The sequence below is a fragment of the Paenibacillus sp. JJ1722 genome, assembly GCF_048282685.1.
GTDB lineage: Bacteria > Bacillota > Bacilli > Paenibacillales > Paenibacillaceae > Paenibacillus > Paenibacillus polymyxa_B.
Map to the genome: position 1 here is coordinate 1,981,049 of NZ_CP182500.1, position 25,975 is coordinate 2,007,023.

Consider the following 25,975-nt stretch of genomic DNA (forward strand, 5'->3'; position numbering starts at 1 on the left):
AAAATGAGGAATGTTATAAAAAAGGTAGGCTAGCACTCGAATGATGGGAGTGCTAACAAAGTTGAATCGTTTGCATAGCTCATATCTGCTGGCCTTACATAGGTTCATATCTGAAAGGAGATATCCGAATGGAGAAAAAACAGTTTCAGGCTGAGTCCAAGCGTCTGCTAGAAATGATGATTAACTCGATTTACACGCAAAAGGAAATTTTCCTAAGAGAGCTGATCTCCAATGCAAGTGATGCGATTGACAAAATTTATTACAAAGCATTGACGGATGATCAACTGGTCTTTGACAAAGAAAATTATTATATCAAAGTAACTGCCGATAAGGATAATAGAACGCTAACCCTGCGTGATACTGGGATTGGTATGACCAAGGAAGAACTAGAAAATAACCTGGGTGTTATTGCTAAGAGCGGCTCGCTGGCATTCAAAAATGAAAATGAATCCAAGGATGGTCATGACATCATCGGTCAATTCGGCGTCGGCTTCTATTCAGCTTTTATGGTAGCCGATGTGGTTACAGTGACTACCAAGGCTTTGGGAAGTGATACTGCTTATAAATGGGAATCCACAGGTGCAGACGGGTATACCATTGAAGCAGCTGAGAAGGACGAGGTTGGAACCGAGATTGTTCTGAAAATCAAAGCAAACACCGAAGATGAGTCCTACGACGAATATTTGGACGAGTATCGTTTAAAAGCACTGATTAAAAAATACTCCGACTTTATCCGCTATCCGATTAAAATGGATATTACAGGCAAGCGTCTGAAAGAGGGAAGCGACAACGAGTTCGAGGATTACGAAGAAGAACAGCGTATCAACAGCATGGTTCCTATCTGGAGAAAAAACAAAAGCGAGCTGACCGACGAGGATTATCAAAATTTCTATGCGGAAAAACGCTATGGCTACGACAAGCCGCTCCAGCATATCCACGTCAGCGCGGATGGCGCGGTAGTGTACCAAGCTATTCTGTTTATTCCTGAAAATATCCCGTTTGATTTCTACTCCAAGGAATATGAAAAAGGGCTGGAATTGTATGCTAACGGTGTGCTGATTATGGAAAAATCTCCTGACCTGCTGCCGGATTATTTTAGCTTTGTCAAAGGTATGGTTGACTCCGAAAGCCTGTCACTCAACATTTCCAGAGAAATGCTGCAGCATGACCGTCAGCTGAAGCTGATTGCCAAAAATATCGAAAGCAAAATCAAAGGCCAATTGCTGACCTTGCTCAAAAATGACCGGGAGAAATATGATCAATTCTACAAATCATTTGGCAGACAATTGAAATTTGGTGTCTACAACGATTACGGCAGACATAAAGAAACTCTCCAGGATCTGCTCATGTTCTACTCTTCTACAGAGAAAAAGCAGGTTACTTTGGACGAATACGTATCACGTATGCCAGAGGATCAGAAGTATATTTATTATGCTTCCGGCGAGTCCAACGAGCGTATTGAAAAACTGCCGCAAACCGAAATGGTGGCCGATAAAGGCTACGAAATTCTGTACTTCACCGATGATATTGATGAGTTCGCTATTAAAATGCTCTTAAGCTACAAAGAGAAAGAATTCAAATCTGTATCGAGCGGCGATCTGGGCATTGAGCCTGACGAAAACGAGAAAGAAACAGAAGCAGAACAAAACGACAACAAAGAGCTGTTCGAGTACATGAAGGGCTTGCTGGAAGGCAAGGTATCCAGTGTTAAAGCCTCCAAGCGCTTGAAGACACATCCGGTATGTCTGTCCGCAGACGGCGAAGTGACGATTGAGATGGAGAAAATCTTGAACGCTATGCCTAATAACGCCGATGTCAAAGCGAATAAAGTGCTGGAAATCAACATAAACCATGCGGTGTTCAACTCTTTGAAAGAAGCTTTTGCCGAGGATAAGGAGAAAGTAAACCTCTATACGGCATTACTGTATAATCAGGCTTTGCTGATCGAAGGCTTGCCGCTGCAAGATCCGGTTGAATTCACGAATGATATTTGCAAAATCATGGTCTAACAAGCTTTACTGTATAGAGCCGTTCCCGTACTGGGGGCGGCTTTATTTATCATAAACACTTCTTAAATCTCCATAATAGGTCATATAGCGCTTACAGAAGAAAGGATGGGCCCACACAATGCCGATCATACTCAATACAAAGGAGGGGGATTACATGAGTCTGGATCGAGCCAGCGAGGAACTCCAAAATTTAAACCGAAGTGAGCTTATACAGTTGGTGGAAAAAATCATCAGAGATGAGGGAACAGAAGAGGAAATCGACAGCATGCTGACCATAGTGATGCAAAATACGCCCCATCCGGGGATCAGTAATTTAATCTACTGGGATGATCGTGATTTGAGTGCGGCAGAGATCGTAGATGAGGCATTACGCTATCAGCCCATAATTTTACCCCCACATGAATCTTCTTCATAGGATGCGGAGGGGTGGTCTTTTGTTTAGAAATAAGATAATATTAACTCTTTAGGGCTATGAGCATTATATTCAAAAAAACTTCCGTTAAATGCGTGCTGACTTCCCTGGTATGTATGGGGTAATGTTTGTTTTCTGCTCACTTTACGAAGTTTTTATGCCTAATTTTGGGATTTGTAAAGTTTTTGTGACATGCTCCTGTGAATTTTGATACAGCAAATTGTCGTTTTTCTTGATTATTTGGTGGGATGTCTTTATAATCATTTTGTTTGCAAGAATGATTAGCGATTAGCGTATGGAATAAGGAGGTTATTTATTTTGGGAAAAGCATTGATTATTGGCGCCGGTGGCGTGGCCAGCGTTGTGGTGCATAAATGTTGCCAAAACCCAGATGTATTTGAAGAAATTTGTATCGCAAGCAGAACTGTTGAGAAATGCGATGCGCTTAAAGAGAAGCTGGGTGGAGGTCGTACGAAGATACAAACGGCTCAGCTTGATGCTGACAACACCGACATGGTCATTGACTTGATTCGAAGCTTTCAACCGGATGTAGTTATCAATGTGGCTCTCCCTTATCAGGATTTGACGATAATGGATGCTTGCCTTGAGACAGGTGTTCATTACGTTGATACGGCGAACTATGAACCGCCGGATACGCCGAAGTTTGAATACAGCTGGCAATGGGCCTACAAAGAAAGATTCGAAAAAGCAGGAATTACAGCTCTGCTGGGCAGCGGTTTTGATCCAGGCGTAACTGGAGTATTTACGGCTTATGCTCAAAAGCACTACTTTGATGAAATTCATACGATTGATATTGTGGATGCGAATGCAGGGGACCACGGATATCCTTTTGCAACTAATTTTAATCCGGAAATCAATATTCGTGAAATTACGGCGAAGGGCCGTTACTTTGAAAACGGAGAATGGATTGAAACTGAGCCACTTTCTGAGAAAAAGGTATACGACCTTCCTGAAATTGGACCGAAAAATATATATCTTTTGTACCATGAAGAACTGGAATCTCTTGCAGTGAATATTAAAGGCGTGAAAAAAATCCGCTTCTGGATGACGTTCTCGGACAATTATCTGAATCATTTGAATGTACTTCAAAACGTAGGCATGACTTCGATCGAGCCTATTGATTACGAAGGACAACAAATCATTCCACTGCAATTCCTGAAAGCTATTTTGCCAGACCCGGCTTCTCTGGGACCAAGAACAAAAGGCAAAACGAACATTGGTTGCATCATCCAAGGTGTGAAAGATGGAAAACCAAAAACGTATTATGTTTACAATGTTTGTGATCATGAGGAATGTTATGCAGAGGTTGGCTCTCAAGCCATTTCTTACACAACTGGTGTTCCTGCCATGATCGGCGCAATGCTTATTATCAAAGGTATCTGGAAAAAACCAGGCGTTTACAACGTTGAGGAATTTGATCCAGATCCATTTATGGAAGCACTAAATAAACACGGATTGCCATGGCAAGAGAACTTTACGCCAACGTTGCTTGATTGAGGTCTGTGATGAATATTGATATTACAGGACTTCCATCACCTTGTTATCTTGTTGACGAAAGACTTCTTGTCAAAAACCTTGAGGTTTTAAATTCCGTCCAAGAGCGGACAGGCTGCAGCATTTTGCTCGCTCTTAAGGGATTTTCGATGTTTTCGACCTTTCCTCTGGTTGGCAAATACTTAAAAGGCGTAACCTCCAGTTCGTTGTTCGAGGCACGACTTGGTCGCGAAAAAATGGACAAGGAAGTTCACGTATACGCACCTGCTTATGTTGACAGTGAATTTGATGAGCTATTGAAGTATGTTGACCATATTGTTTTCAACTCCTTTGATCAACTGAAACGCTACAAAAGCAGAGTGCAAGGCGTAACTTCCAAAAAAATCGACATCGGCATTCGGGTTAATCCGGAATATTCGGAAATCGAAACGCCGCTGTATGATCCTTGCTACAACAACTCCAGAATGGGTGTGACCCTGGCTAACTTTAGACCTGAGGATCTGGATGGCGTGGATGGTATTCATTTTCATACGATGTGTGAACAGAATTCAGATACGCTGGAGCGCACCATTAAAGTCGTGGATGAGAAATTCGGGCCATACATTAAGAATATGAAATGGCTCAATTTCGGCGGCGGTCACCATATTACCAGAGAAGACTATGATCTGGACACGCTGGTACGCTGTATTCAATATTTTCAGGATAAATATGGTGTGCAGGTTTATCTGGAGCCAGGCGAAGCTATTGCTTTGAATACTGGATATCTGGTGGCTACCGTATTGGATACCATGAAGAACGGAATGGATATTGCCATTCTGGATACTTCGGCTGAATGTCATATGCCTGATGTGCTGGCTATGCCATATCGCCCGAATATCATTGATGCAGGCAAGCCTGGTGAGTATGCTTACACCTACAGACTTGGTGGACTTACGTGCTTGGCTGGAGATGTGATTGGAGACTATTCCTTTAAAGAGCCATTGAAGCCGGGAGACAAGCTTGTATTCTGCGACATGGCCCATTACACGATGGTCAAAAACCACATGTTCAACGGAGTCAACCTGCCAGCCATCGCCAGCTACAACGACGAGGAGGGCATTAAGGTAATCCGTCAGTTCTCCTACGAGGACTTTAGCTCACGTTTGTCGTAAGACTTACACAGGGGTAAAAGAACTAAGTGCACCGAATAGAATGACTGAACTACAAAAGCCTCGCCCCTTGAGAAAGGGGTGAGGCTTTTTGGAGTAGTTATGTTTTATTTGCCTTCTGTATGTTTATACTAGTACGACAGTAGGCAGGCATGAAGAAGGTTGATCAGTAGGTTTTTGTTTAATCTACAATTCTAGAAGAAAGTTTATACCAGAATACATGTCCTCCTGGTTGAAGGCCCGGTGACTCAACAACAAGGTAGTATTCCTGATCGCCATCAAGCGCTTTTGTTAAAAAGTATTGACCGTCTTTTGAACGTTTAATTCTTTTTCCATTGCTATCGTAAAGAGTTAGTTGCAACCATCCATCGGAATACTTTTCACCCTCAATTACAAATTCAACTGTACCTGCTTTAAAAGACTTGAATTTAAAAACATCGTAGCCTTCCCAGGTCCCGTTTTTGCTTTCTCCTAAGGTCCCAAGAACAGATTCTCCTATTAGCTGGTAGTTAGCTTCTTCAAAACTGTCATTTGGTTCCTGTTCATTTCCAGTAAGGGTTAAAACAGCATTTAGTTGCTTGTTTGATGCAGGATTTGTTTCTTCGGCTGCAGCGATACCAGCAGTAGTACTCAGCATAAGTGTAAGACCTAATGAAGCTAACAATGTTTTTTTCATGAATAAGTTTCCTCTCTTTTTTAGATTTATATTCATTTACATGAATATATTGGTGATTTAATTATGGGGTTATTATTCTATATCATTCTCTAGATATATGATATACAAAAAAGGATTAGTTATATTGAGGGTATATAATAAAATTGTTGTAAGGTGGTGATTTTCTAAGATGAAGAAGTATAAACGAGCCACAAGTACAAAGAAGGTATGAACGTAAACCGTCGTCAGTTTTCTACTACGGAGATATAGCTGCGTTTGTCATAAGACAATAGGTGCTCAAAGATATAAAAACGTGGTCCTTGTAAAGAGGATCCCGTTTTTTGTTATGCTTCAATTATTTTTTAATCTATTTAATCGTAGAAGTAATTTTATAGCTGAACAATTGACCTTGCTCAGCACTGGGTGTCTCTACTACCAGGTAGTACCATTTGCCAGCTTCAAGATTTTTACCTAAAGCGTATTGGCGATCTTCTGCGTATCTAATGAAATGCCCGTTACTGTCAGCCAAACCAAGTCTCAGCCATGTATTAGGATATATCTCCCCTTGAATATTAAATTGATACCAACCAGACTGAAAAGCTTTAAACTTATAATAATCGCTAGTGTCATAATATCCTGCATACCCTCCATCAATGTGTTTTCCTATTTCCCCATAGATGTCAACTCCCGCCAGTATTTCACTAGCTTCATCAAACCAGTTATTAGGCTCTCTGTCAGTCCCATTTCCAGAAAGTTGGATAGATTCCTTTTGCAATGTGGGTGCTGCTTCTTGAGCAGATGCAACGGCGGTGGATGTACTTAATAGAAGTGCAAGACCTAGTGCGGAAAAAACTACCTTTTTCATTTAATAATCTCTTCCCTTCTTTTATTTTGGGATTTATATGAATATGTATAACCAATCCCATCCAGTATTATATATTATATTCCATAATATTGGAATATAATATAGGATAATAATCAAAAAAATATATTTTTTTGTTACAATTATGTGTTTTTACAAATATATTCACTAAACTTCGACATAGGAATCGACCAACTTACTGTATACCTATAAAATCCCATCCTAATATGCTTTAGTGAAAAGGGGCATTTTATTTTGGGAGTAACAGGTGTTATGTTATACTCCATAATTGGAGGTGAAAAATATAAATATGTTCGACCCGACGGTTTTTGATAATTTAAAAGTGGCTATGGAAAATACGGTTTACGATCTGGATAGTCTGGATTCACGTATTGACATTATACAGCGGATTGACAGATTGGAAATGTCTGTGATGTCACGTGAATTTGCTGTCCAATTCAGACTGAGAGAACACCCGGGTGTGACAGCAGAGATTCAACTAAAGGCGGATTTAAACAACTTGGCTGCGGAAATTTTGGAAATCAAAGATCAAGTTCCGGGATGTGTCTTGTTGCTGAGTTTTTACATGGAAATTCGTGAGATTGAGTCACAATGCAGCCGGATTGAAAATATACTGGCCGAAATTTGGAAGCCCGATCTTAGACCGGTACAAACGATTAGTCAGATTTACGGAGAGAAGACGTCTACATACCAAAACAGGATTGAACTCCGATTTTCCAGACAAATTAACGAAGATCAGATGGAAGACATTCCAGAGCTGTTGGAACACATATTGCTGACGCTTATGGAATTAAACAAGGTCTAAAGGGTTAGGGCCCTAATGTAAATGACATTAGTAGACCAACAAGTTAACGTTAGAGGAGTTGAAAGTATAAATGAATGAACTTGAATTCTCTCAAGTATATGCGATTATGGAGGCTTCTTTTCCTGAAACGGAATGCAGAACATCCGAGTCACAGAGGGCTCTGCTTCATCATCCATGTTATCGTTTACTTACCAAAAAGGACGAACAAGGGCAAATAATTGCTTTTTTGGCGGGATGGGAGTTTACAGATTTTCGGTTTGTAGAGCATATTGCCGTAGATTCGGCTATACGAGGTGGCGGGTTAGGTAAAGAGCTTATGAGCAAGTTTATTTCACAGTCCGGTAAACCGGTAGTACTGGAGGTTGAGCCACCAGTGGATGAATGGACTCGGAGAAGAATTGGTTTTTATGAACGTTTGGGGTTTCATCTGAACCATTTTGACTATGTACAGCCCCCTTTAAGAGAAGGACAGGCTGATCTGCGGCTTCAAATTATGAGCTATCCAGGTGCGCTGGCTGAACAGGATTTTGCTCCGTTTAAAGAGATTTTATATACCGAGGTCTATAGGTTAAATAAGAAGACTATATAGCTAAAGGTGTTTCATTATCGTTCATGTTTTGTCCATGCCATCACAAATTCTTTCTCGTCAGTTTCGGCATCAACAGATTCCGCTTGAATGGTAAATCCATTTTTGGTATAGAAGTTAAATGCTTTCGTGTTCGACTGGTATACTTTTAATTGAATCTCATCATGTTGCTTCTTGATCCAATCTAGTAGTAACTTGCCATAGCCTTTTCTTTGAGAATCAACACGTATAAACAGAGCCGCCAAGTATCCATCCAACATGGAGACGAAGCCGCCAATGCTATGATCATCTTGTATGATAACGTAGTTTTGAGCGAGGGGAAGGTACCTGTTTTCCATCTCGGTAACTTGTGATGCCCAATACTGCGGAGCAATAAAATGATGGGCTTCTATGGAAGCATCCAGCCAGATGGCTGTCAACTCGTTGAGCTCTTCCACATTTGCGGGTCTAATCGACATCGTATCTCCTCTTTCACAGTGCAGTATGTAATCTTATAGATGATGTTGAAATAAAAAAGACCGTCCGAGGACGGTCTTTCTACCCGTGGCGCTTAATTAAAGCTTTGATCCGTATCCCGCGCCTCCGTCAACTCTGTAAATTAGAGAATAACGGACCGGGTAAGGGATACGCTCAACATGTGATTATTGATGTTGACGCACCTCCTTTCCTGATGGACCCATTTTACCATATATGGATTGTGATATCCAGTGATTTTCTTATATTTGCGGAAATGATTCATAGAAAATACAAAATAAAAATGGCTTGATTTTATGTTCTATGGAAGATATAATCTTAATTACGGTGACTGAAAAACATCGGTGTGAATACATAATATGCGGTCGTGGCGGAATTGGCAGACGCGCACGGTTCAGGTCCGTGTGGGCTAACCCCCGTGGAGGTTCGAGTCCTCTCGACCGCATCATAGCCTAACATTTACAGGTTCTTGGATTGGCTGGATGCCACCAAGAGCCTGTTTTTATATGGTTAAGATGCGTGTACCATTATAACTATTTTATTTATACTGAAATATATATTTAATATAGTCCTTTGCACTCTGATTAATGTCTTCGTCGCTTGCTTGAAACGAGGCTCCGAAGACAGCGAAATAGGGTAATGTTATCGCGCCAACATGCACTGCGCTTGCTTTAAAAGGTGCTATAACTTCATCTACAGTAAAAGAAACGGAACCAGTAGGTGAGTAATTTTCTTTTTTATCGCCAATGGACATGGCTATCCCTAGCTTCTTTCCTTTTAACTTATCACCTTGTGAACCATAAGCCCATCCATGAGTAAAAACATCATCCATCCATTTTTTTAATAAAGGCGGGTAACTATACCAATATAAAGGGAATTGAAATATGATATTACTATGTGCTTCAAGTAACTTTTGCTCTTTCAAAACATCAATGCTCCAGTTTGGGTACTCTTTATAAATTTCGTGAATTGTAATTTCATTGGTATATTGAAGTAATTCTCGTTTCCATCTGTTATTTACTCTAGAATCTTCGATATGGGGATGAGCTAAAATCACAAGAGTTTTCATCATAAATCACCTTTCTTACGTAACATATTTGCCTTTGTAGATGCTCTATTATTATTCTGTATGCTTCAAAAAAAGTAAATACACACAATAAAGTAAGATAGTTACTTGAAAGTGTGCATTGGACTTAGAGTGAAGATACGCAATTATAAAATTAATTAGATAAACTTTGTTATTTTTAGCGTTGAAGAGGTGGTACTATGAAACAATATAATTTAGGCATAGAAGCAACACTTGAGATCATCGGAGGTAAATGGAAATCATTAATCATTTGTTTATTAATGTCTGGTAGAAAAAGGACAAGTGAATTACAGCGTAGTATTCCGGGCATTTCTCAAAAGGTTCTTATACAGCAACTTCGCGAACTTGAAAAGGATGGTATCATAGGTAGACATGTGTATAATCAAATGCCTCCAAAAGTGGAGTATTATATAACGGAATATGGAATTACAGCAAATGAAATTATTGACTTAATGTGTTCTTGGGGAAGGGCTAATATCCAAATAAGACAACAGCAAGGAGAAGATGTGATGTTGTTAGAAAATGATTCAAAATGAATAGTGGAGTAAAAAAGCGTTGCAGACTATGATGTTTACGGTAGTTTTCTTCGGCTGTCTTCAAGTGTTATGTTATGTGTTGAGCCGCAAGCTGATTTGCTATATAGTTATGACTGGACAACCATTACATCCATATTAAATGAATGCTAAAGTAGGGGGACCCTTGCAATGATTATTAAACCGAAAATCCGTGGTTTTATATGTACGACTGCACATCCTGCAGGATGCGCGGCTCATGTTAACCGTCAGATCAACTACATCAAAGAAAGCACATCAATACAAGGAGCTAAAAAGGTACTTGTGATCGGAGCATCTACTGGATATGGGCTGGCTTCTCGTATTGCTGCGAGCTTCGGTCTGGGAGCGGACACCATAGGGGTATCCTATGAACGTCCCGCATCAGAGGGGCGCACGGCTTCAGCAGGCTGGTACAATACGGTAGCCTTTGAAAGAGCGGCCAGAGCAGCTGGCTACATAGCAGAAAGCATTAATGGAGATGCTTTTTCTCATGAAATTAAGCAGGAGACGTTGAAGCTGGTAAAGGAAAAGCTGGGCAAGGTAGACCTGATTGTGTATAGTGTCGCTTCACCGCGACGGACACATCCCGATACGGGTGAGACCTTTAATTCCGTTCTCAAGCCTATCGGACAGTCTTTTTCTAATAAAACAGTGAATACCAATACAGGTGTCGTATCAGAAATTACGCTAGAACCGGCTACGCAGGAGGAAATTGAGAACACCATCACGGTAATGGGTGGCGAAGATTGGTCCTTGTGGCTAAAAGCGTTGGAAGAAGCTGATCTGCTGGCTGAAGGAGTAACCACACTGGCTTACTCGTATATTGGTCCCGAAATTACGGAGGCTATCTATCGTAAAGGAACCATTGGCCAAGCTAAAAATGATTTGGAAGCTACAGCACATACTCTAACAAAGCAACTGGAACGTTATCATGGAAAAGCCTATGTTTCTGTGAATAAAGCTTTGGTTACACAATCCAGCTCGGCAATTCCAGTCGTGCCTTTGTATATTTCTTTGCTGTTTAAGGTCATGAAAGAAAAGGGACTGCACGAGGGATGTATTGAGCAGGCACAACGTCTGTTCGAGACGCTATACAGTGGGTCCACTGTGGAAACGGATGAAGAAGGACGCATCCGTCTAGATAACTGGGAAATGAGAGACGATGTGCAGCAGGCTGTCAAAGCAGCTTGGTCCGAAATCACTACAGAAAATGTATCTGAATTAGGCGATCTCGAACAATACCGTCTGGATTTCCTCCAATTATTTGGATTCGGGTTTGATGAAATTGATTATGAATTAGATGTTAATCCAGAGGTTGATACAACTTTATAAGTGAATATTTGTAAAACAAAAACGGGTACTCTCAAGCGATGCAATTGCTTAAGAGACCCGTTTTTTATGTATATTGGCAAAAAAACAAGTTGCACTCGTTTCACTAACAGCATTTATCGAGAATTAGACGTGGAAAGTGACTTACGGTGCAGCAAGCGAAAAACGGCAATGGTAATGACAATCCCCGCAACGCCAAAGACTGCAACAGAAGTCAGTGCCCGATAAGCTTGCCAGCCGAACAAAAAAGCAATACCACTGCCAAACGTTGTACCTGCCAGTAACCCAAGTGCACAGGCAATATCCGTTCCAAATTTCATAAACATGTTCCTTTCGAATATATAAATTAAAAAGTAACTTGTACTTTTTCTCTGGACTTGGACACACACTTGTGCGTACAATTAAATAGTAATCGTTTTCAAACGGAATCTCTTAATCATTATGGATCATTCTTGTGCAAATTATTCCTTTTTCAGGAGGCTGATGAAATGAATATGAATGAGCAGATCAAGCTGTGGAACGAAGAGGCGCAGGCTAGTAACGCTGATCATCCTCACCGAAAGGTTGAATTGTTTATTGAGGTACGGGATGGAGCACTGGAGTCTGTTGTTCCTTATCTGAACCAACAGGATTATCGTCATGTAACTCTGGTAGAAGATGAGCATACTTCGGCGGCGGCTGGAACAAAAGTGGCTGAGCTGATTCGTGAGGCAGGTTTGACAGTTGATGTAGTCCGCTTACCTCCGAATGCTGTAGGGGATGTGATTGCTGATGAAACCTACATTATGAAAGTGCTGCTGGGTGTGGCGGATAATAGTCAGGCTGTACTTGCTGTAGGCTCCGGCACGATTCATGATCTGGTTCGCTTCGTATGTTATAAAATGAATCGTCCGTTCTTGTCAGTTCCGACGGCTGCTTCGGTGGATGGTTTTACCTCCGCAGGCGCACCACTAATTGTGGACGGCAGCAAGCAGACATTCCAAGCAGTTCCGCCAGAGGCGATCTTTGCTGATTTGTCCGTGCTGGCAAATGCGCCACAGACGATGACTGCGGCCGGTTTTGGCGATATGCTCGGTAAGTTCACCTCACTAGCGGACTGGCATGTTTCCAGAGATTTGGGAAACGAGCCATATTCACCTGTGGCTAATCGCATTACTGAGGAGGCTCTGCGTGACTGTGTAGAGCATGTCGACGAGATTGCGGCAGGCAGCAAGGCTGGTGTCGAGGTATTGATGAATGCGCTGATTGCATCTGGTATTTCGATGCTGATGATAGATCATTCCCGTCCAGCGTCAGGGGGAGAGCACCATATTTCCCACCGAATTGAAATGGATTTTATTGCAGAGGGACGCAAGCAAGTTTTGCATGGTGCCAAAGTAGGCGTAGCATCCGCATTGCTGTCTGACCTGTACAGGGATTTAGCAGCCAGTCAGGATGTAGAGGCTTTTAAGGTGTATCGGGCTTTGCCTACGTCGGAGCAGATGCGTGCATGGCTGGCTCAGGTCGGAGGCCCATCTACCATTGCCGAGCTGGGGGTTACGGAGGAACAGCTTGCGCGTGCATTGCGCACGGCCCATACCTTGCGTGATCGCTATACAGGACTTAAGTATATGAATGAACATCAATTGCTTCGTTCGTAATGTGCAACATCTACACAAATTGTCCTTAGATATTCGGCCAGTTATGTGTGGCAAGGAAGGGATAAGTGAATGGGTTTACACCTCCGGCAGCAATACGACGATATCCTGCTCCTGTAACATTTGTATGTACAAATGAACGGTATGCTATAATCGTGGAATATGAACAGGTACACGATATTGCAAGTACGGAGGAAATTATGGCGCCCAAATATATACAAGTTAAACAGGAAATTTTGTCCTGGATTCATTCATCCAAACTGGAACCACAAAGCCAGCTTCCATCTGAGCATGAAATGTCTGAACAATTTGCGGTTAGTCGGCAAACGGTGCGTCAGGCGCTGGGTGAGCTGGTGCAGGAAGGCTGGCTGTTTCGGATGCAGGGTAAGGGAACCTTTGTCGCGACACGGAACAGCAAGCAGCCCGAAGATCCAAAGACGATTGGAGTCGTTACAACCTATATATCGGATTATATTTTCCCATCCATTGTACAGGGAATTGAATCCAAATTGAGTCGCCAGGGATACAAGATGCTCCTGTCAAGCACAGGTAATGACCCTGAGCAAGAAAGTCAATGCCTGGAAATGCTGTTGAGTCAACCGCTGAGCGGAATTATTATCGAACCGACCAAAAGTGGAGAACGTAACCCCAATCTGAACTATTATTTAACCGTGGAAAATCGCCAAATTCCTTATTTGATGATCAATGCGCGTTATGAGGAAATGGATGCGCCATGTCTGCGGGTAGATGATGAAAAGGGTGGTTTTTTGGCGGCCGAGCATCTGATTAAGCTGGGACATCGACGCTTGGCTGGGTTTTTCAAAACCGATGATATGCAGGGGATTCTTCGTATGAAGGGATTTGTGGCCGCTCACCGCAAATATGGAGTGACATTACACCCGAACGCAGTAACGACTTACCGGACAGAAGAAAAAAATGAGATTCCGCTACAACGTGCGTCTAGGCTGCTGGCGATGGAGGCGGGTGAGCGTCCTACTGGATGGGTGACCTATAATGATGAGTTGGCTGTTCGACTCCTGGATATTGTACGTTCGGCGGGCCTGAACATTCCCAATGATCTATCGCTGGTTGGGTTTGATGATTCATTTTTGGCGACAGCAACGGAAATCAAGCTAACGACAATTCGGCATCCAAAGGAAGAATTGGGGTTACGTGCTGCCGATACCATGCTGTCGATGATTGAAGAGAAGGGGTACCATGAAGAAGATCGTCAGTTAATTCTACCTCCTGAGCTCATCGTTCGTGAATCTACTGGGCCTGTCCAGGTAATGCCTGGAGAACACTAGGCTGGGAGATCAGTCTTAACATGTCAGGACAAGTTAGTAAGTGTACAGCTTCAACGTTTAATATTTGATGGGCATGTTACTCGCCATACCGAACAGTCTGTTTTCTGGATTGCAGAAATAGACTGTTTTTGCTATGTTTTTTCTGAAAATGAGTACATAAATCTATCGAGAAAATACATAAAAAAGACTAGCTAAGTTGTACGTACAAGCATATAATGAAAGCGGAACCAAGGATAAAGGGTCGTTAAGATCTTCCTGTAATTTTCCATTTGAAGTTAGTTTCAGTCACCTCCTCCATTGCAGATTTCAGAAATGATAGTAAAAGGTGTGTTTTATACATATTAGAACAATTGAAAAAGGAAGTATGGGAGGCCAATTTGGCTCTTCCAAGGAGTGGCCTATGAAGAACTGAAAGCGGAGCAACTGGTTGTACTGATTCTACAAGGCGATATTGTCGAGGTTGACCTTCGGCCTTCGTCAGATACGCCTACACATCATCTGGCACTATACCGTTCTTTCGTTCGGAATCCAGAATTCACCTTAGTGGATCTGGCGCTGCTGGGTAAGCATTTTCTGCGCAAGCATGGGGCGAACGCTTATGATGGTCAACGATAAAGGAGGAGGCACACAAATGAGCAAGTATACAATTGGTGTCGATTATGGAACGGAGTCTGGCCGTGCGGTCATTGTTGACCTGTCTGACGGAGCTGAAATTGCTACACATGTAACACTTTACCGTCATGGAGTTATTGATGAAGTATTGCCTGGTAGCAGACGCAAGTTGGATATGGATTGGGCGCTGGAACATCCGGCTGATTATATTGAAGTGCTGACTATTTCTATACCTGCCGTTATGAAGGAGACTGGCATTTCTCCAGACGATATCATCGGGATCGGAATTGATTTTACAGCATGCACGATGCTGCCGATCGACGCGCAAGGACAACCGTTGTGCTTTGACGAGAACCTAAAAGATAACCCGCATAGTTGGGTGAAACTGTGGAAGCATCATGCAGCACAGGATGAAGCGGACCGTTTAAATGCCATTGCCTCGCAGCGAGGAGAGGCCTTTCTGCCCCGCTATGGAGGGAAAATTTCTTCCGAATGGATGATCGCAAAAATTTGGCAAATTCTGAACGAGGCACCGGACATTTATAATCAAACAGACCGCTTTGTAGAAGCGACCGACTGGGTAATTTCCCAGCTCAGCGGGGAACTGAAACGTAATCAGTGTACAGCTGGCTACAAGTCTATTTACCATCATCGCGATGGTTATCCGGATCGTGAATTTTTCAGAGCGCTCGATCCGCGTCTAGATAATTTGACGGATACGAAGCTGCGCGGTGAGATTTATGAATTGGGTGCCCGTGCGGGTGGATTAACAGAGGAGATGGCTGCAAAACTCGGACTGAACCCGGGAACGGCAGTAGCGGTAGGCAATGTGGATGCTCATGCGGCTGTTCCGGCAGTAGGCGTCGTCACACCAGGCAAGCTGGTGATGGCGATGGGAACTTCCATTTGCCATATGCTCCTCGGTGAGGAAGAAAAAGAAGTAGAAGGTATGTGTGGCGTTGTAGAGAACGGAATTATTCCGGGCTATTACGGGTATGAGGCTGGACAATCGGCGGTAGGAGACATTTTCGCATGGTTTGTGGAACATGCTGTTCCGGGCGAAGTGAAGGAGCAGGCAGCTGCGGAAGGTGTGAACGTCCATGTATGGCTGGAGCGTAAAGCGGCTGAATATAAACCGGGCGAAACCGGATTGCTGGCACTCGACTGGTGGAACGGTAACCGTTCTTTGTTGGTTGACACCAACCTGACGGGGCTGATTGTCGGATATACGTTGCTGACGAAGCCAGAGGAAGTGTATCGTACATTGCTGGAAGCAACTGCGTTCGGAACACGTAAAATTATCGATGCATTCCATCATAACGGCGTGCCAGTAGACGTATTGTATACGTGCGGTGGATTGCCGCAGAAAAATCGTCTTTTGATGCAAATTTATGCTGACGTAACCGGACGGGAAATTAAGGTCGCTGCTTCTACCCAAACTCCTGCGTTGGGTGCAGCCATGTTCGCAGCAGTGGCTGCGGGAGCTGAAGCTGGAGGGTACGACGATATCGTCGTAGCAGCGCGTCATATGGCGCGTGTACGGGACGAGAGCTTCAAGCCGATCCCTGAGAACGCGGCCGTGTATGATAAGCTGTACGAGGAATACAGCCGTCTTCACGACTACTTTGGACGTGGAGGCAATCCGATGATGAAAAAGCTAAAGTCCATCAAGGAAGAAGCCAAACGTTCAACTGAAACGGCAAGCATTCATTCTTAAAAAGCTGACAAAATATAAGCAAGAAGTATTTAAAGGTCTGTTATCTAAAAAGCACAGTGCGCCGAGGAATCGGCAGACTGTGCTTTTTTGCATTTTTATATTCTGTGAATTACATGATGTGAAAGTCTCAGCGGATGAAAGATGGTAATGCGTTCCTTTCAAAGACTTTCATGAAAATTACAACTATTTCTCTTTTACGGACATTTTTACTTTTTCAGCATGGCATCAGCAAACAAAATGGATTTTGGAATACGGAAAAACTGTTCCGCCTGATCCTGGAAGGTTTGCGAAGGAACGGTACCCTGATGCAACCATTTCCGAAATGTACCGGGGTGAACACCAATCCAATGACTCACATCGGTCACCGAAATATCATGTACCATGCATAGACCCGCCAAGATCCGATTTTTAACCGGAGAACGAGTCACAGTCCGTTTCATAAAACGGGACGGCGCTGGTTGACAGATGAGTGGTGAACGCCGGACAACCTCTTCATTAAATAGAATATGGTGCGGATAACCAAGTGTATTACACGTCTTTTCCAGATTAGTGTTGCCGGGAATGCGACCTTCATATACCCACGCACTGACACTACGGGAGGAAATGGAAAGCTCCTCGGCAAGTTGGGACAGTTTAATGTCATTAGCCATCAAAACGGCAAGCAAAACGCGATTGCGCACTTGACAGCGTGTTGGTTTACGAAAACGTTTGACACGCACACCTTTTCCCAAATATTTGCGATTGATCAGAGACCACGCCTGAATGGAATGTTTATCTTGTTGTTTAGGCATATACCCTCCGATTTTTTTTAACCACATACTACTATACCCGAAGGGGGGTTTGCAAGTGACTCCTCTCCTGATTTTCTTTTAATCCCATGGGCTTAACCGGTTTATGGAAAATAAGGTCCATTTGGCCTATAAAAATGGAAGTTTAAGGTGTCGATATATTAAAATGTGACATTATTAATGGAAATGGAGGTAATATGTTCTTCTCTTACGATTGTAAGGATTATAGTGACTAATAAAAATGTCATTACAATTAATCCTGCAGTACCTTCACTAGGTAAATATGGTTTAAGTGATAGGAACTATACTGCAAGAGCAACGAATTATGTAGTTAAGGACGAAATTTTGAACAAGACTTTGGGTGAAGTAGGCACTGGAAAAACGGTTTACTTACCTACGCAGTATGAAATTAAGTGGTGGCACTCTAAAGCATATAAGACTTGGCAAATGATCAGAAACCATAAAATGGGCTCAGTAATAGAGGCTTTGCAGGAGAAGAGGTATAAATGAAAGTGAAGAAAACATTGTTAATTCTAAGCATTCCGTTGTTGTTGGCATTTGCAATCATAGCGTTCATTGCTTTACCTTGGCTTCTAATATTCATAGGGATTCAATTAGAACCCAATCCCTCACATCCTGAAATCGCATATGGGAAATTTCCATTTCGTTTGGAATATGAAATTAACGGGCAACGAAAGGTTATTCAAGATACTTTAATATGCGAATATGATGGCATTGGTTCAAATGAAGCTCGCGGCAAATATCGTAAGTGGAAGGAAAGTTTATCCAGTGGAGGTATATTTCTACCTTTACTAAAAGTAAATGGTAGAATAGAAATATCCTATCATCCAGGGATTGCAGAGTACTATATGGGTGATTTGGATAGCACCGACGAGTATCAGCAAACCGTTGCTGACTCTATATTTATTGAACAAGAAGGCTTTATCATTAAAAAAGATGGAAGGGTTTTTGAAAATGATGGAAGGACTATTAACACTCAATTTTCCAATTCAAATGAATTATTTGATAAGTACCGTATTAAACTGATAAGCTGGGACTCTACTCCACCAATCAAGGATAATTTTCCTGAAGCCAAATAATGAGGAAGATGAAAAATTCCTTTTTTCGAGAAGGGGCTTTATTAGACCACAAACGAAGACTATTCTCGCTTGTTCAGCAATAACCAGTTTTCAACGCGTGTATATTATGTCATTATCAAAGCTGCAAAGGACGACTATACGAGTAACTTAAAACAAAATTATAAAGCACTTGAAATTCTTTATGGTGATTTCAGGTGCTTTTTTACGCCCCCGTATAATTCTATAAGTCTAGTAACATAACTATGACATTTGGCGAGATATAACTTCTTCACTGGAGAAGGTATCCAATCCATTTCATTACTCGGGTGAGCTATGGGACAGTACCACAGAACTTCAATATTTGCGAGCCATGTACTAAAATCACTAAATTTATTATTTTTTTTGTAACATTACTGGTAAAATCTATTCGATTAATCCGGTGATACTAATACAAGACTCGTAAAGACTAATGGAGATTATTCTACTATAATGGTTTCATATTGTAATTTTTATTCTTTTTATAAATAATTTTTGAATAGGTTGTTGGCATAGTAGTTGCTTTACATTGTTAATAGCAGAATTGAATTGTACAGTTTGATTTTATTCAGGGAGAAAGAGTGGATATGAATATCGTATTGACTTAATCAATCCTTTTCAGAGGAACAGTCGAGAACAATTGCATTTGAAAAATGTGTCAACCGGTGGAGGTAGCGATGGCTGGGATTGGAGATTTTAAAACCGACAAAAGTACCGAATCAATATGAGTTGTCTAACATTGGATGAAAATAACAACGGTAGGTAGGGTATGGATGCTAGAGTTTTTTTAATGATGTAGAGGCTGGAAATGCACAAGTATTGAAGTGGAATTTTGAATTATTTAACCACATAGGGAGTCTTTATAAACCTAAATTTGGAAGTAGTGACCAAAATGCGGTTACAATTATTTCATGAGGATTACAACAACCAATCCATAAAGAGTATGAGTATGCCATTATGAGTAAATTTATTTGTGCAGTCTGTAGTTATAATGAGTTGAACTATCCTCAATGGGATAAACATGGTTTTCCAACTCACGAAATATGTAATTGTTGTGGATTTGAGTCTGGATTTGATGATGATGCAAAGGACATTCCAGAGTCAATCGAAGAATATAGGATTAGGTGGCTAAGTGAGGGGGCTAACTGGTTTAGCTCATCAAAGACCAAACCTTTGAATTGGAACTTGGCGATACAGCTAAAAAGAATCAATGTGGATATTTCTAAATAGTATAATTTGACTTAGAACCCACTGTAGTTTACGGCCTTGAGACGAGTAAATCCTCTCAAGGTCTTACTTTACTCCTACCCAGTGTCGAATGAATTGGGCGGCTAAGTCCAAACGAACTTAACCCTCATTTCTCCCGTATAATATTCCTCTAATATGCCTGTACACAATACCAGATAGTTTCGTGTTGTGGTCTTTGTTATTAAAACTTCTTGACTGATAATAAATCTATGATCCTGATCAATATGTTCCAATGCATTTTTAATTCATTGACCCGAAGACAGGTAGAACCACATTGGATTACTATTATTTCGAATGAATAGGATGATGAATTTGAAAATAAATTTTAAACAGCCTTATGGTGTGATTAAGCATAATATGTCAACAGAGAACATTGCTGACTTGATAAGCTTATTTATTGAAAAGGATTCAATTATATTATTTTCCTTTTACGAAAGGAATATGGATTTATTTGATGTAAATACACAGGAATTCATCTTAGAGAGGTGTGTTTTTGTGAATTCTGAGTGGGTATTGCCATGGGGGGAATCTATACCTCATTGGGATGAACCGAATCAGACACCGCCGAAAATAATGTGGTTTTCGGCGATGAAACAAGAAGAAATTATTAAAGCAATTGAAATTGATAATTTATTTAGATGTATTGTCATTAAGAAGGGTTCAGATTTTAAACAACATTTCAATGTTTTATTCCATCAGGAATATTATTCGTCTATTGATGAGGAAGACTACGAATATTATTTAGGATTTACAAATAAGGATTTGTTTCTTGCTAATTATCTGGATGAAGTTAAAAAGAGGTTCGAGGTATCATTAATAGAATAGGCAAACGGAAAGATCTTGGGGGCGGCAATCCTCAAGGTCTTTCTTTTATATCAACACCTAGTATCAAGTAAATGGGTTAAATAATACTCCTTTTTGACATTCCATTTTCTATTAGAAACCCAGAATCTTCAGATACCACTGTATCTTGCTCCAAGTACCTTACCTTCATTTTCTTCTGGTAGGTTCTAGTTCCATCAAAAGAATCTACTAATCGCTTGTACTCTTATTAACTCCGGCCAATTTATTCACAAATTTGTAACCTTCTCTGGCAGGGGGGTTGCGAGATTGTTTTCAAATTGTTTTACTATATTTACCTACTATAGTCTGGTAATCTATTAATATATATAGGGGGAACGAAAAGACGTCAGGTTCAGTCGGTTCATACGCGTTTATGTTCTATATGTTGAGTGAATGTCTATATTGCCATGTCTATATCGTCATGTCTGTATAACTTCATAGACAAGCTAGAGATAGCTCCCGCACATTATAAAATACAGCACAGGATGGTGTAATGAATGAAGCTTTTAAATGCAAAATGGATGGCTGTATGCTTGATGGCAATCTGTTGTTTGGGTTTGCTAGGTATACATACGAATACGGCGAGTGCACAAGCGAAGGCTCCTTTGCTGGGGGTCAATGATGTGTTGCTAGATTCGAATACCATTCAGCCCGTAATGAAAAATGATAAGTTGTATGTTCCTATCGTTACATTAGGGCAAAAGATGGGGATTTCTACTTCGGCCAACGGAAATACATTGGTACTGACTGGACATAATCGCAGCTTTACGCTGGATTTGAACAAGGGGGATGTGTTCGAGCGTGGAGATCGTACAATGGTGCCAATTCGCACTTTGACCGATGCGTTTGGCTTCACTATTACGCTTCCAACAAGTAATCTGTATCGAATTCAGAACGCAAATGCTAGCTTGTCAGATGCACAATTTTTAAATACATTCGCGACACAAATTAAACAGTACGCAGCTGTCAAACCGGGCAAAGCCAGCAATTCAGGCAACAAGGGAACTGCCTCATCATCCAGCCGTACGATTTATTTGAGCTTCGATGATGGTCCTACGGCGCATACGTCGCAGTTGCTGGATATTTTGGACAAATATAATGCGAAGGCTACTTTCTTCATGCTGGGACCTGAAATTCGTCAACATAGCGCAGTGATGAAAAGAATGGTAGAGGCGGGTCACGGTTTGGGCTTGCATGGGATGACGCATCAGGTGAAGAAAATCTATGCATCCCCGGCAGCAGCACTCGCAGAGATGAATCAGGATAACGAGATTTTATTTCAGGCCACAGGGAAACGCACTTCTTTGATTCGTACACCTTATGGCAGCAAACCATATTTGAAGAAAGCATACCGCGATCAACTGACAGGTGCAGGCTATCATATTTGGGACTGGAACATAGATTCGAATGATTGGCGTTATACTAAAAATCCAGAGCATTTTGTACAGACTGTCCTAAGTGATATTAGAAGATTGAAAAAGCAAGGCAGAACACCAGTCGTTCTTATGCATGATAAGCCATCTACGATCAAGGTGCTTCCACAAATCATGGCCGCTTTGCAGAAAGAAGGATATTCGTTCGAGCCGTTGAATGATAACCTGACTCCGCTTAATTTTTGGAATGATCATCGTTAATTGAATAGCATGAAAGAAAAGGCACCTTTTCAACCATTATATAGTGGTTGAAAAGGTGTCTTTTTGTTGTATTCGCTCGGAATTGTGAAGTTTGCAGCATGCTTTATATGAATCTATGAATTCATGTCTATGCACAGGTCATATGACTCTACGGGTTACCACGTCGCTGCATATATTACAGTAACCGCCCCGAGAGGAGGAGAGGTATGAATATTAATCCGAGTATGTTTAGTATGATTTGCGCTACCGCAGGAGCCCTTATTACGTTTGCCTTTGGCGGCTGGAATCAGCTAATGGTGCTATTCACGGTTGCAATGGCTGTTGATTATGTGACTGGAGTCGCCGCAGCAATTAAGACTGGGCAAGGTTTAAGCAGTAAAGCCGGCTTTTGGGGGCTGGCTAGAAAGGCTTTAATGCTAATGGTAATTTCTTTGGCGCATCACGTGGATCTCCTGATGGGTACCGAAATCATGAAAGGGGCGGCAACGTACTTTTATTTATCCAATGAATTGATCTCTATTACGGAAAACTGTTCACGAATGGGTCTACCGCTCCCACCGAAGCTCAAGAATTTTTTTGCCCTGTTAAAGGACAAGGAGTCTGATGGTAAAAATGGCGGAAAAGATCGCTAGAATTACAAAGTTTCTTTCCGTATGTGGGGCGTTATGATAAAATTTTCAAGAGAACATTTTAAGATAAGGAGCCTATACGCATGATTAAACATATTGTTTTGTTCAAATTGAAAGACCGCTCCCCCGAAAGCATTGAGCACACAGCATCCATCTTGCGCAGCATGAACGGCAAAATCAAAGAGCTGCTGTCACTCGAAGTAGGTACGGATGTGATTCGTTCGGAACGTTCTTATGATATTTCCCTTACCGCAGTTGTCGAAACACTGGAGGATTTGCAAACGTATCAGGTACACCCTGTCCATCAGGAAATTATTGTACACATGAATGAAGTAAAGGATGTATCTATCGCAGTTGATTATGAAATCTAAAGCGATTACTGGAGGTGCAGGACCTTGTATTATGTCAACCGGGAACAAATTGAGCTTCGACTAGGGGCTGTTCCCGACATTGTCGCCGGACTTCGCCAGACTTCTGCTGCCTGGAACGGCGATCTGTTGCAGGGGCTAGTGCAGGAGCGCTGCCTTCATCTGGCAATTGAGACGGTAACGGACGTAGGAAGCTATATCATCGACGGATTTATTATGCGTGACGCTAGTAGCTATGAGGATATTATCGGTATCATTCATGAGGAAGGTGTACTGGATGATACCGTATTTCATTCGCTAGTAGAGCTGGTAGGCTTACGTAAACCCCTAGTACAGGAGTACTTCCATTGGGACCGGACAAGCCTTCACCCGCTTACACCAAAGCTGCCTGGGTTGCTGGAGCTTTTTGCATCTAACGTGTATGATTATTTAAATAAGGAATTGGGTCCCCAGCCCGAGGGAGTGTAAAGGCAAAAGTGACGGATAAGTATATCGTACCCGAAATGCCCACTAGGCGCATGATCATGACATTATTGAAAACCCAGGGACCTGTGGGCGTCGGAAGCTTGGCAGCTCAATTGGGCATTACCGAAATGGGAGTGCGCAGGCATCTCAAATTGATGGAGCAGGATGGTCTGATCGTGGCTACGATCGTGAGACAGGCGATGGGACGCCCGACGTTTTTATACAGTCTGAGCGAGCAGGGAAGCGAGCAGTTTCCTCGTAATTATGATCATCTGTTACTGGAACTGTTAGAGGAGCTGGATGAAGAACAGGGAATGGAAGCTGTTTACTCGCTGTTTGATGGTAGAAAACGTAAAATGATGAAGCGCTACGCCCCTCACATGGAGGGGAAGACTACACTGGCCTCACGTGTGGAAAAGCTTTCGGGCATCCAGAATGCTTCCGGATATATGGCAGAGTGGCACGAGGAAGAGGATGGTAGCTACTCTATTGTGGAATACAATTGTCCTATCTCTCAAATTGCAGGCCGTTACCGCAAGGCTTGTGAATGCGAGCAGCAAATGTTTGAGGAGCTGCTTGATGCCGAGGTTGTTCGTGAGGATTGTTTGGCGGATGGGGGCCGTTGTTGCCTGTATCGTATCCGCTCTAAAAAAAAGTAAAACTTTTCAGGCTTGTTTTCTGTATCATGACAAGCTCTCCATGCTTATAATGCACTAACAGATGGGCATTCGCCCGGGCATAAGGGAGAGATGAAGGTGAAGGAGAACTGCAAAAGTTTTATCCGAGGCGCGTTGGCAGGCAGCATTGTTGGTTCGGTAGCTGCTTTATTATTTGCCCCTAAGTCAGGTCGTGAGCTGCGTCAGGATATTACAGATCAGGCGCGCAACGTAAGTGATAAGGGACAGGAGCTAGCGGGGAAAATTTCAGACACTTCAATTGAGTATACTGACAAAATTAAGGAGACAGCCTCAGCCGTCATTCATGAAATTGGGCAATGGCGTAAAAAGGGTGAAATTATTCCTGAGGTTAGTATTTCATCAGCGACTGTTCAAGAAGATACGGAAAAAGATGCTCTGTAACGGTCTGTAAAACGTAGGTGAAACACTGAATACGGTTTGAATTCGTGGCTTCTCCCGTTGGGGTGGAGCCTTTTTATTGATCACTTCCTCGTTTTAGGGTAATCTTTTGGGGTACCTTTTACATTAATACGACATAAGGTATGTAGCAACGGATAGCTTTCCGAGATGAAACAACTCATATTTGAACAAAAAAGGAAGCGGTGTGTACGTGCAGCAAGCGATTGCAATATTGGATTCCGGTGTAGGAGGTTTGACGGTTGTAAAAGAAGTCATGCGTCAGCTTCCACGGGAAAAAATCATTTATTTTGGAGACACTGCGCGCACTCCGTATGGCCCCCGACCATCGGAAGAGGTTAAAAAATTTACAGAGCAAATGGTTGATTTTCTGATTCAATTTGATCCGAAAGTCATTATTATTGCTTGTAACACGGCTACTGCCGCGGCATTGGACTATATAAGCCAAAAGGTATCCATTCCGGTGATCGGAGTCATTCACCCTGGGGCTCGTGCTGCGATTAGCGCGACGGTTACCGGGCATGTCGGGGTGATTGGGACTGTCGGTACGATTCGAAGCGGAGCGTATACAGCTGCGCTCAAGCAATTGTCTCCTTATGTAGACGTGGTGAGCCATGCTTGTCCTGCGCTTGTTCCATTGGTGGAACAAGGGTTATTCCGCTCCAAGACGACATCGCAGGTTGTGGAGGAGACATTGAGACCTATTCAAACGTATCCGATTGATTGTCTGATTCTTGGTTGTACGCATTATCCTTTTTTGAAGGAAACGATTCAAGAAGTCATGGGGCCTGCAGTAAAGCTCATTAGCTCGGCAGATGAAACGGCGCGTGAGACGAGTACCATTTTGTATAACAAAGGCAAGTTGGAAGCTGGGGACGAAACGCCGGTGCATCAGCTTTTTTGTTCCGGCGATCCTGAATTGTTCCAGCGCATTGCCGCACAGTGGCTCGGGGAGCAAATTCGCCAAACGCCTGTCGTCTGGCAAGTCACCAATTTGGATTAACGAGACAGCCGACTTTTTTTGTCATTGGACAAAAGAAGTCGGTTGTTTTGCTTTTCGC

General features: G+C 42.2%; 28 protein-coding genes, 1 tRNA gene and 1 pseudogene. 24 read left to right on the plus strand and 6 right to left on the minus strand.

Annotated elements, in window-relative coordinates:
- Positions 1-128: 128 nt before the first annotated feature.
- From htpG to nspC, 4 genes are all read left to right on the plus strand, one after another.
- The gene (htpG, locus tag ACM1ND_RS08920; protein ID WP_023987967.1) at positions 129-2,009 is read left to right on the plus strand and encodes a molecular chaperone HtpG; all 1,881 of its coding nucleotides are present in this window, start codon (positions 129-131) and stop codon (positions 2,007-2,009) included.
- A 154-nt stretch (positions 2,010-2,163) separates the two neighbouring features.
- Complete coding sequence (locus ACM1ND_RS08925; protein WP_023987968.1) at positions 2,164-2,424, plus strand: bacteriocin immunity protein; 261 nt, start codon at positions 2,164-2,166, stop codon at positions 2,422-2,424.
- Between the two features lie 315 nt (positions 2,425-2,739).
- Positions 2,740-3,939, plus strand: a complete 1,200-nt coding sequence (locus ACM1ND_RS08930) for a saccharopine dehydrogenase family protein (protein WP_013309649.1) — start codon at positions 2,740-2,742, stop codon at positions 3,937-3,939.
- Positions 3,940-3,947: 8 nt separating this feature from the next.
- Positions 3,948-5,087 carry a carboxynorspermidine decarboxylase gene (gene nspC, locus ACM1ND_RS08935; RefSeq protein WP_028542859.1) on the plus strand — a complete coding sequence of 380 codons (1,140 nt, stop codon included), beginning with the start codon at positions 3,948-3,950 and terminating at the stop codon, positions 5,085-5,087.
- Positions 5,088-5,265: 178 nt separating this feature from the next.
- On the opposite strand, the gene ACM1ND_RS08940 is transcribed toward nspC, so the two are convergent.
- Both ACM1ND_RS08940 and ACM1ND_RS08945 read right to left on the minus strand, forming a co-directional pair.
- Positions 5,266-5,760: a hypothetical protein gene (locus ACM1ND_RS08940; protein WP_341058208.1), complete on the minus strand. Its 495-nt coding sequence runs from the start codon at positions 5,758-5,760 to the stop codon at positions 5,266-5,268.
- A 346-nt stretch (positions 5,761-6,106) separates the two neighbouring features.
- Positions 6,107-6,604 carry a hypothetical protein gene (locus ACM1ND_RS08945; RefSeq protein WP_341058210.1) on the minus strand — a complete coding sequence of 166 codons (498 nt, stop codon included), beginning with the start codon at positions 6,602-6,604 and terminating at the stop codon, positions 6,107-6,109.
- A 307-nt stretch (positions 6,605-6,911) separates the two neighbouring features.
- Between ACM1ND_RS08945 and ACM1ND_RS08950 the strand changes: the two genes are divergently transcribed.
- Together ACM1ND_RS08950 and ACM1ND_RS08955 are read left to right on the plus strand one after the other, a co-directional pair.
- Complete coding sequence (locus ACM1ND_RS08950; protein WP_418027602.1) at positions 6,912-7,427, plus strand: hypothetical protein; 516 nt, start codon at positions 6,912-6,914, stop codon at positions 7,425-7,427.
- A gap of 70 nt (positions 7,428-7,497) precedes the next feature.
- A complete protein-coding gene (locus ACM1ND_RS08955; protein WP_023987972.1) occupies positions 7,498-8,016 on the plus strand; it encodes a GNAT family N-acetyltransferase in 519 nt (172 codons plus the stop codon).
- A 14-nt stretch (positions 8,017-8,030) separates the two neighbouring features.
- Here ACM1ND_RS08955 and ACM1ND_RS08960 read toward each other — a convergent pair whose 3' ends face one another.
- Complete coding sequence (locus ACM1ND_RS08960; protein WP_418027603.1) at positions 8,031-8,471, minus strand: N-acetyltransferase; 441 nt, start codon at positions 8,469-8,471, stop codon at positions 8,031-8,033.
- A 377-nt stretch (positions 8,472-8,848) separates the two neighbouring features.
- Between ACM1ND_RS08960 and ACM1ND_RS08965 the strand changes: the two genes are divergently transcribed.
- Positions 8,849-8,932 (plus strand) — tRNA-Leu (locus ACM1ND_RS08965).
- A gap of 93 nt (positions 8,933-9,025) precedes the next feature.
- Here ACM1ND_RS08965 and ACM1ND_RS08970 read toward each other — a convergent pair.
- Positions 9,026-9,556: an NAD(P)H-dependent oxidoreductase gene (locus tag ACM1ND_RS08970; RefSeq protein WP_053325138.1), complete on the minus strand. Its 531-nt coding sequence runs from the start codon at positions 9,554-9,556 to the stop codon at positions 9,026-9,028.
- Between the two features lie 197 nt (positions 9,557-9,753).
- Here ACM1ND_RS08970 and ACM1ND_RS08975 point away from each other — a divergent pair, with 197 nt between their 5' ends.
- Together ACM1ND_RS08975 and fabV are read left to right on the plus strand one after the other, a co-directional pair.
- Positions 9,754-10,110 (plus strand): winged helix-turn-helix transcriptional regulator, encoded by a 357-nt coding sequence (locus ACM1ND_RS08975; RefSeq protein WP_023987974.1) that lies wholly within the window; start codon positions 9,754-9,756, stop codon positions 10,108-10,110.
- Positions 10,111-10,278: 168 nt separating this feature from the next.
- Positions 10,279-11,460 carry an enoyl-ACP reductase FabV gene (gene fabV / locus ACM1ND_RS08980; RefSeq protein WP_028542854.1) on the plus strand — a complete coding sequence of 394 codons (1,182 nt, stop codon included), beginning with the start codon at positions 10,279-10,281 and terminating at the stop codon, positions 11,458-11,460.
- Positions 11,461-11,573: 113 nt separating this feature from the next.
- Here the strand turns inward: fabV and ACM1ND_RS08985 are convergent, their stop codons facing one another.
- Positions 11,574-11,777, minus strand: coding sequence for a hypothetical protein (locus ACM1ND_RS08985; protein ID WP_023987976.1), 204 nt, complete (start codon positions 11,775-11,777; stop codon positions 11,574-11,576).
- Positions 11,778-11,945: 168 nt separating this feature from the next.
- Between ACM1ND_RS08985 and ACM1ND_RS08990 the strand changes: the two genes are divergently transcribed.
- From ACM1ND_RS08990 to ACM1ND_RS09005, 4 genes and pseudogenes are all read left to right on the plus strand, one after another.
- Positions 11,946-13,097 (plus strand): sn-glycerol-1-phosphate dehydrogenase, encoded by a 1,152-nt coding sequence (locus ACM1ND_RS08990; protein ID WP_053325139.1) that lies wholly within the window; start codon positions 11,946-11,948, stop codon positions 13,095-13,097.
- Positions 13,098-13,294: 197 nt separating this feature from the next.
- A complete protein-coding gene (locus ACM1ND_RS08995) occupies positions 13,295-14,401 on the plus strand; it encodes a GntR family transcriptional regulator (protein WP_023987978.1) in 1,107 nt (368 codons plus the stop codon).
- 338 nt (positions 14,402-14,739) lie between these two features.
- Positions 14,740-14,920 (plus strand): annotated as a pseudogene (locus tag ACM1ND_RS09000) (class II aldolase/adducin family protein); the annotation flags it as partial.
- A gap of 112 nt (positions 14,921-15,032) precedes the next feature.
- Positions 15,033-16,730 carry a ribulokinase gene (locus ACM1ND_RS09005; RefSeq protein WP_053325142.1) on the plus strand — a complete coding sequence of 566 codons (1,698 nt, stop codon included), beginning with the start codon at positions 15,033-15,035 and terminating at the stop codon, positions 16,728-16,730.
- 206 nt (positions 16,731-16,936) lie between these two features.
- Here the strand turns inward: ACM1ND_RS09005 and ACM1ND_RS09010 are convergent, their stop codons facing one another.
- Positions 16,937-17,521, minus strand: a complete 585-nt coding sequence (locus ACM1ND_RS09010) for a helix-turn-helix domain-containing protein (RefSeq protein ID WP_007429779.1) — start codon at positions 17,519-17,521, stop codon at positions 16,937-16,939.
- 177 nt (positions 17,522-17,698) lie between these two features.
- Here ACM1ND_RS09010 and ACM1ND_RS09015 point away from each other — a divergent pair, with 177 nt between their 5' ends.
- From ACM1ND_RS09015 to racE, 11 genes are all read left to right on the plus strand, one after another.
- The gene (locus tag ACM1ND_RS09015) at positions 17,699-18,028 is read left to right on the plus strand and encodes a hypothetical protein (protein ID WP_418027604.1); all 330 of its coding nucleotides are present in this window, start codon (positions 17,699-17,701) and stop codon (positions 18,026-18,028) included.
- Positions 18,025-18,618, plus strand: coding sequence for a hypothetical protein (locus tag ACM1ND_RS09020; protein ID WP_418027605.1), 594 nt, complete (start codon positions 18,025-18,027; stop codon positions 18,616-18,618). Before ACM1ND_RS09015 ends, ACM1ND_RS09020 begins: the two co-directional genes overlap by 4 nt.
- A 972-nt stretch (positions 18,619-19,590) precedes the next feature.
- Positions 19,591-19,863 carry a hypothetical protein gene (locus ACM1ND_RS09025; RefSeq protein ID WP_071558942.1) on the plus strand — a complete coding sequence of 91 codons (273 nt, stop codon included), beginning with the start codon at positions 19,591-19,593 and terminating at the stop codon, positions 19,861-19,863.
- A 324-nt stretch (positions 19,864-20,187) separates the two neighbouring features.
- Entirely contained in the window at positions 20,188-20,706 is a 519-nt protein-coding gene (locus ACM1ND_RS09030; protein WP_341058566.1) for a hypothetical protein, read from the plus strand.
- Positions 20,707-21,221: 515 nt separating this feature from the next.
- Complete coding sequence (locus tag ACM1ND_RS09035; RefSeq protein WP_068940234.1) at positions 21,222-22,358, plus strand: polysaccharide deacetylase; 1,137 nt, start codon at positions 21,222-21,224, stop codon at positions 22,356-22,358.
- A 206-nt stretch (positions 22,359-22,564) separates the two neighbouring features.
- Positions 22,565-22,990: a phage holin family protein gene (locus ACM1ND_RS09040; RefSeq protein ID WP_013309678.1), complete on the plus strand. Its 426-nt coding sequence runs from the start codon at positions 22,565-22,567 to the stop codon at positions 22,988-22,990.
- A gap of 80 nt (positions 22,991-23,070) precedes the next feature.
- Positions 23,071-23,358, plus strand: a complete 288-nt coding sequence (locus ACM1ND_RS09045; RefSeq protein WP_013309679.1) for a Dabb family protein — start codon at positions 23,071-23,073, stop codon at positions 23,356-23,358.
- A 24-nt stretch (positions 23,359-23,382) separates the two neighbouring features.
- Positions 23,383-23,823 carry a DUF86 domain-containing protein gene (locus tag ACM1ND_RS09050; protein WP_418027606.1) on the plus strand — a complete coding sequence of 147 codons (441 nt, stop codon included), beginning with the start codon at positions 23,383-23,385 and terminating at the stop codon, positions 23,821-23,823.
- Between the two features lie 8 nt (positions 23,824-23,831).
- Complete coding sequence (locus tag ACM1ND_RS09055) at positions 23,832-24,479, plus strand: helix-turn-helix transcriptional regulator (RefSeq protein WP_028542843.1); 648 nt, start codon at positions 23,832-23,834, stop codon at positions 24,477-24,479.
- Between the two features lie 96 nt (positions 24,480-24,575).
- Positions 24,576-24,899, plus strand: coding sequence for a YtxH domain-containing protein (locus ACM1ND_RS09060; RefSeq protein ID WP_418027607.1), 324 nt, complete (start codon positions 24,576-24,578; stop codon positions 24,897-24,899).
- A gap of 208 nt (positions 24,900-25,107) precedes the next feature.
- Positions 25,108-25,917, plus strand: a complete 810-nt coding sequence (gene racE, locus ACM1ND_RS09065) for a glutamate racemase (protein WP_418027608.1) — start codon at positions 25,108-25,110, stop codon at positions 25,915-25,917.
- Positions 25,918-25,975 lie beyond the last annotated feature (58 nt).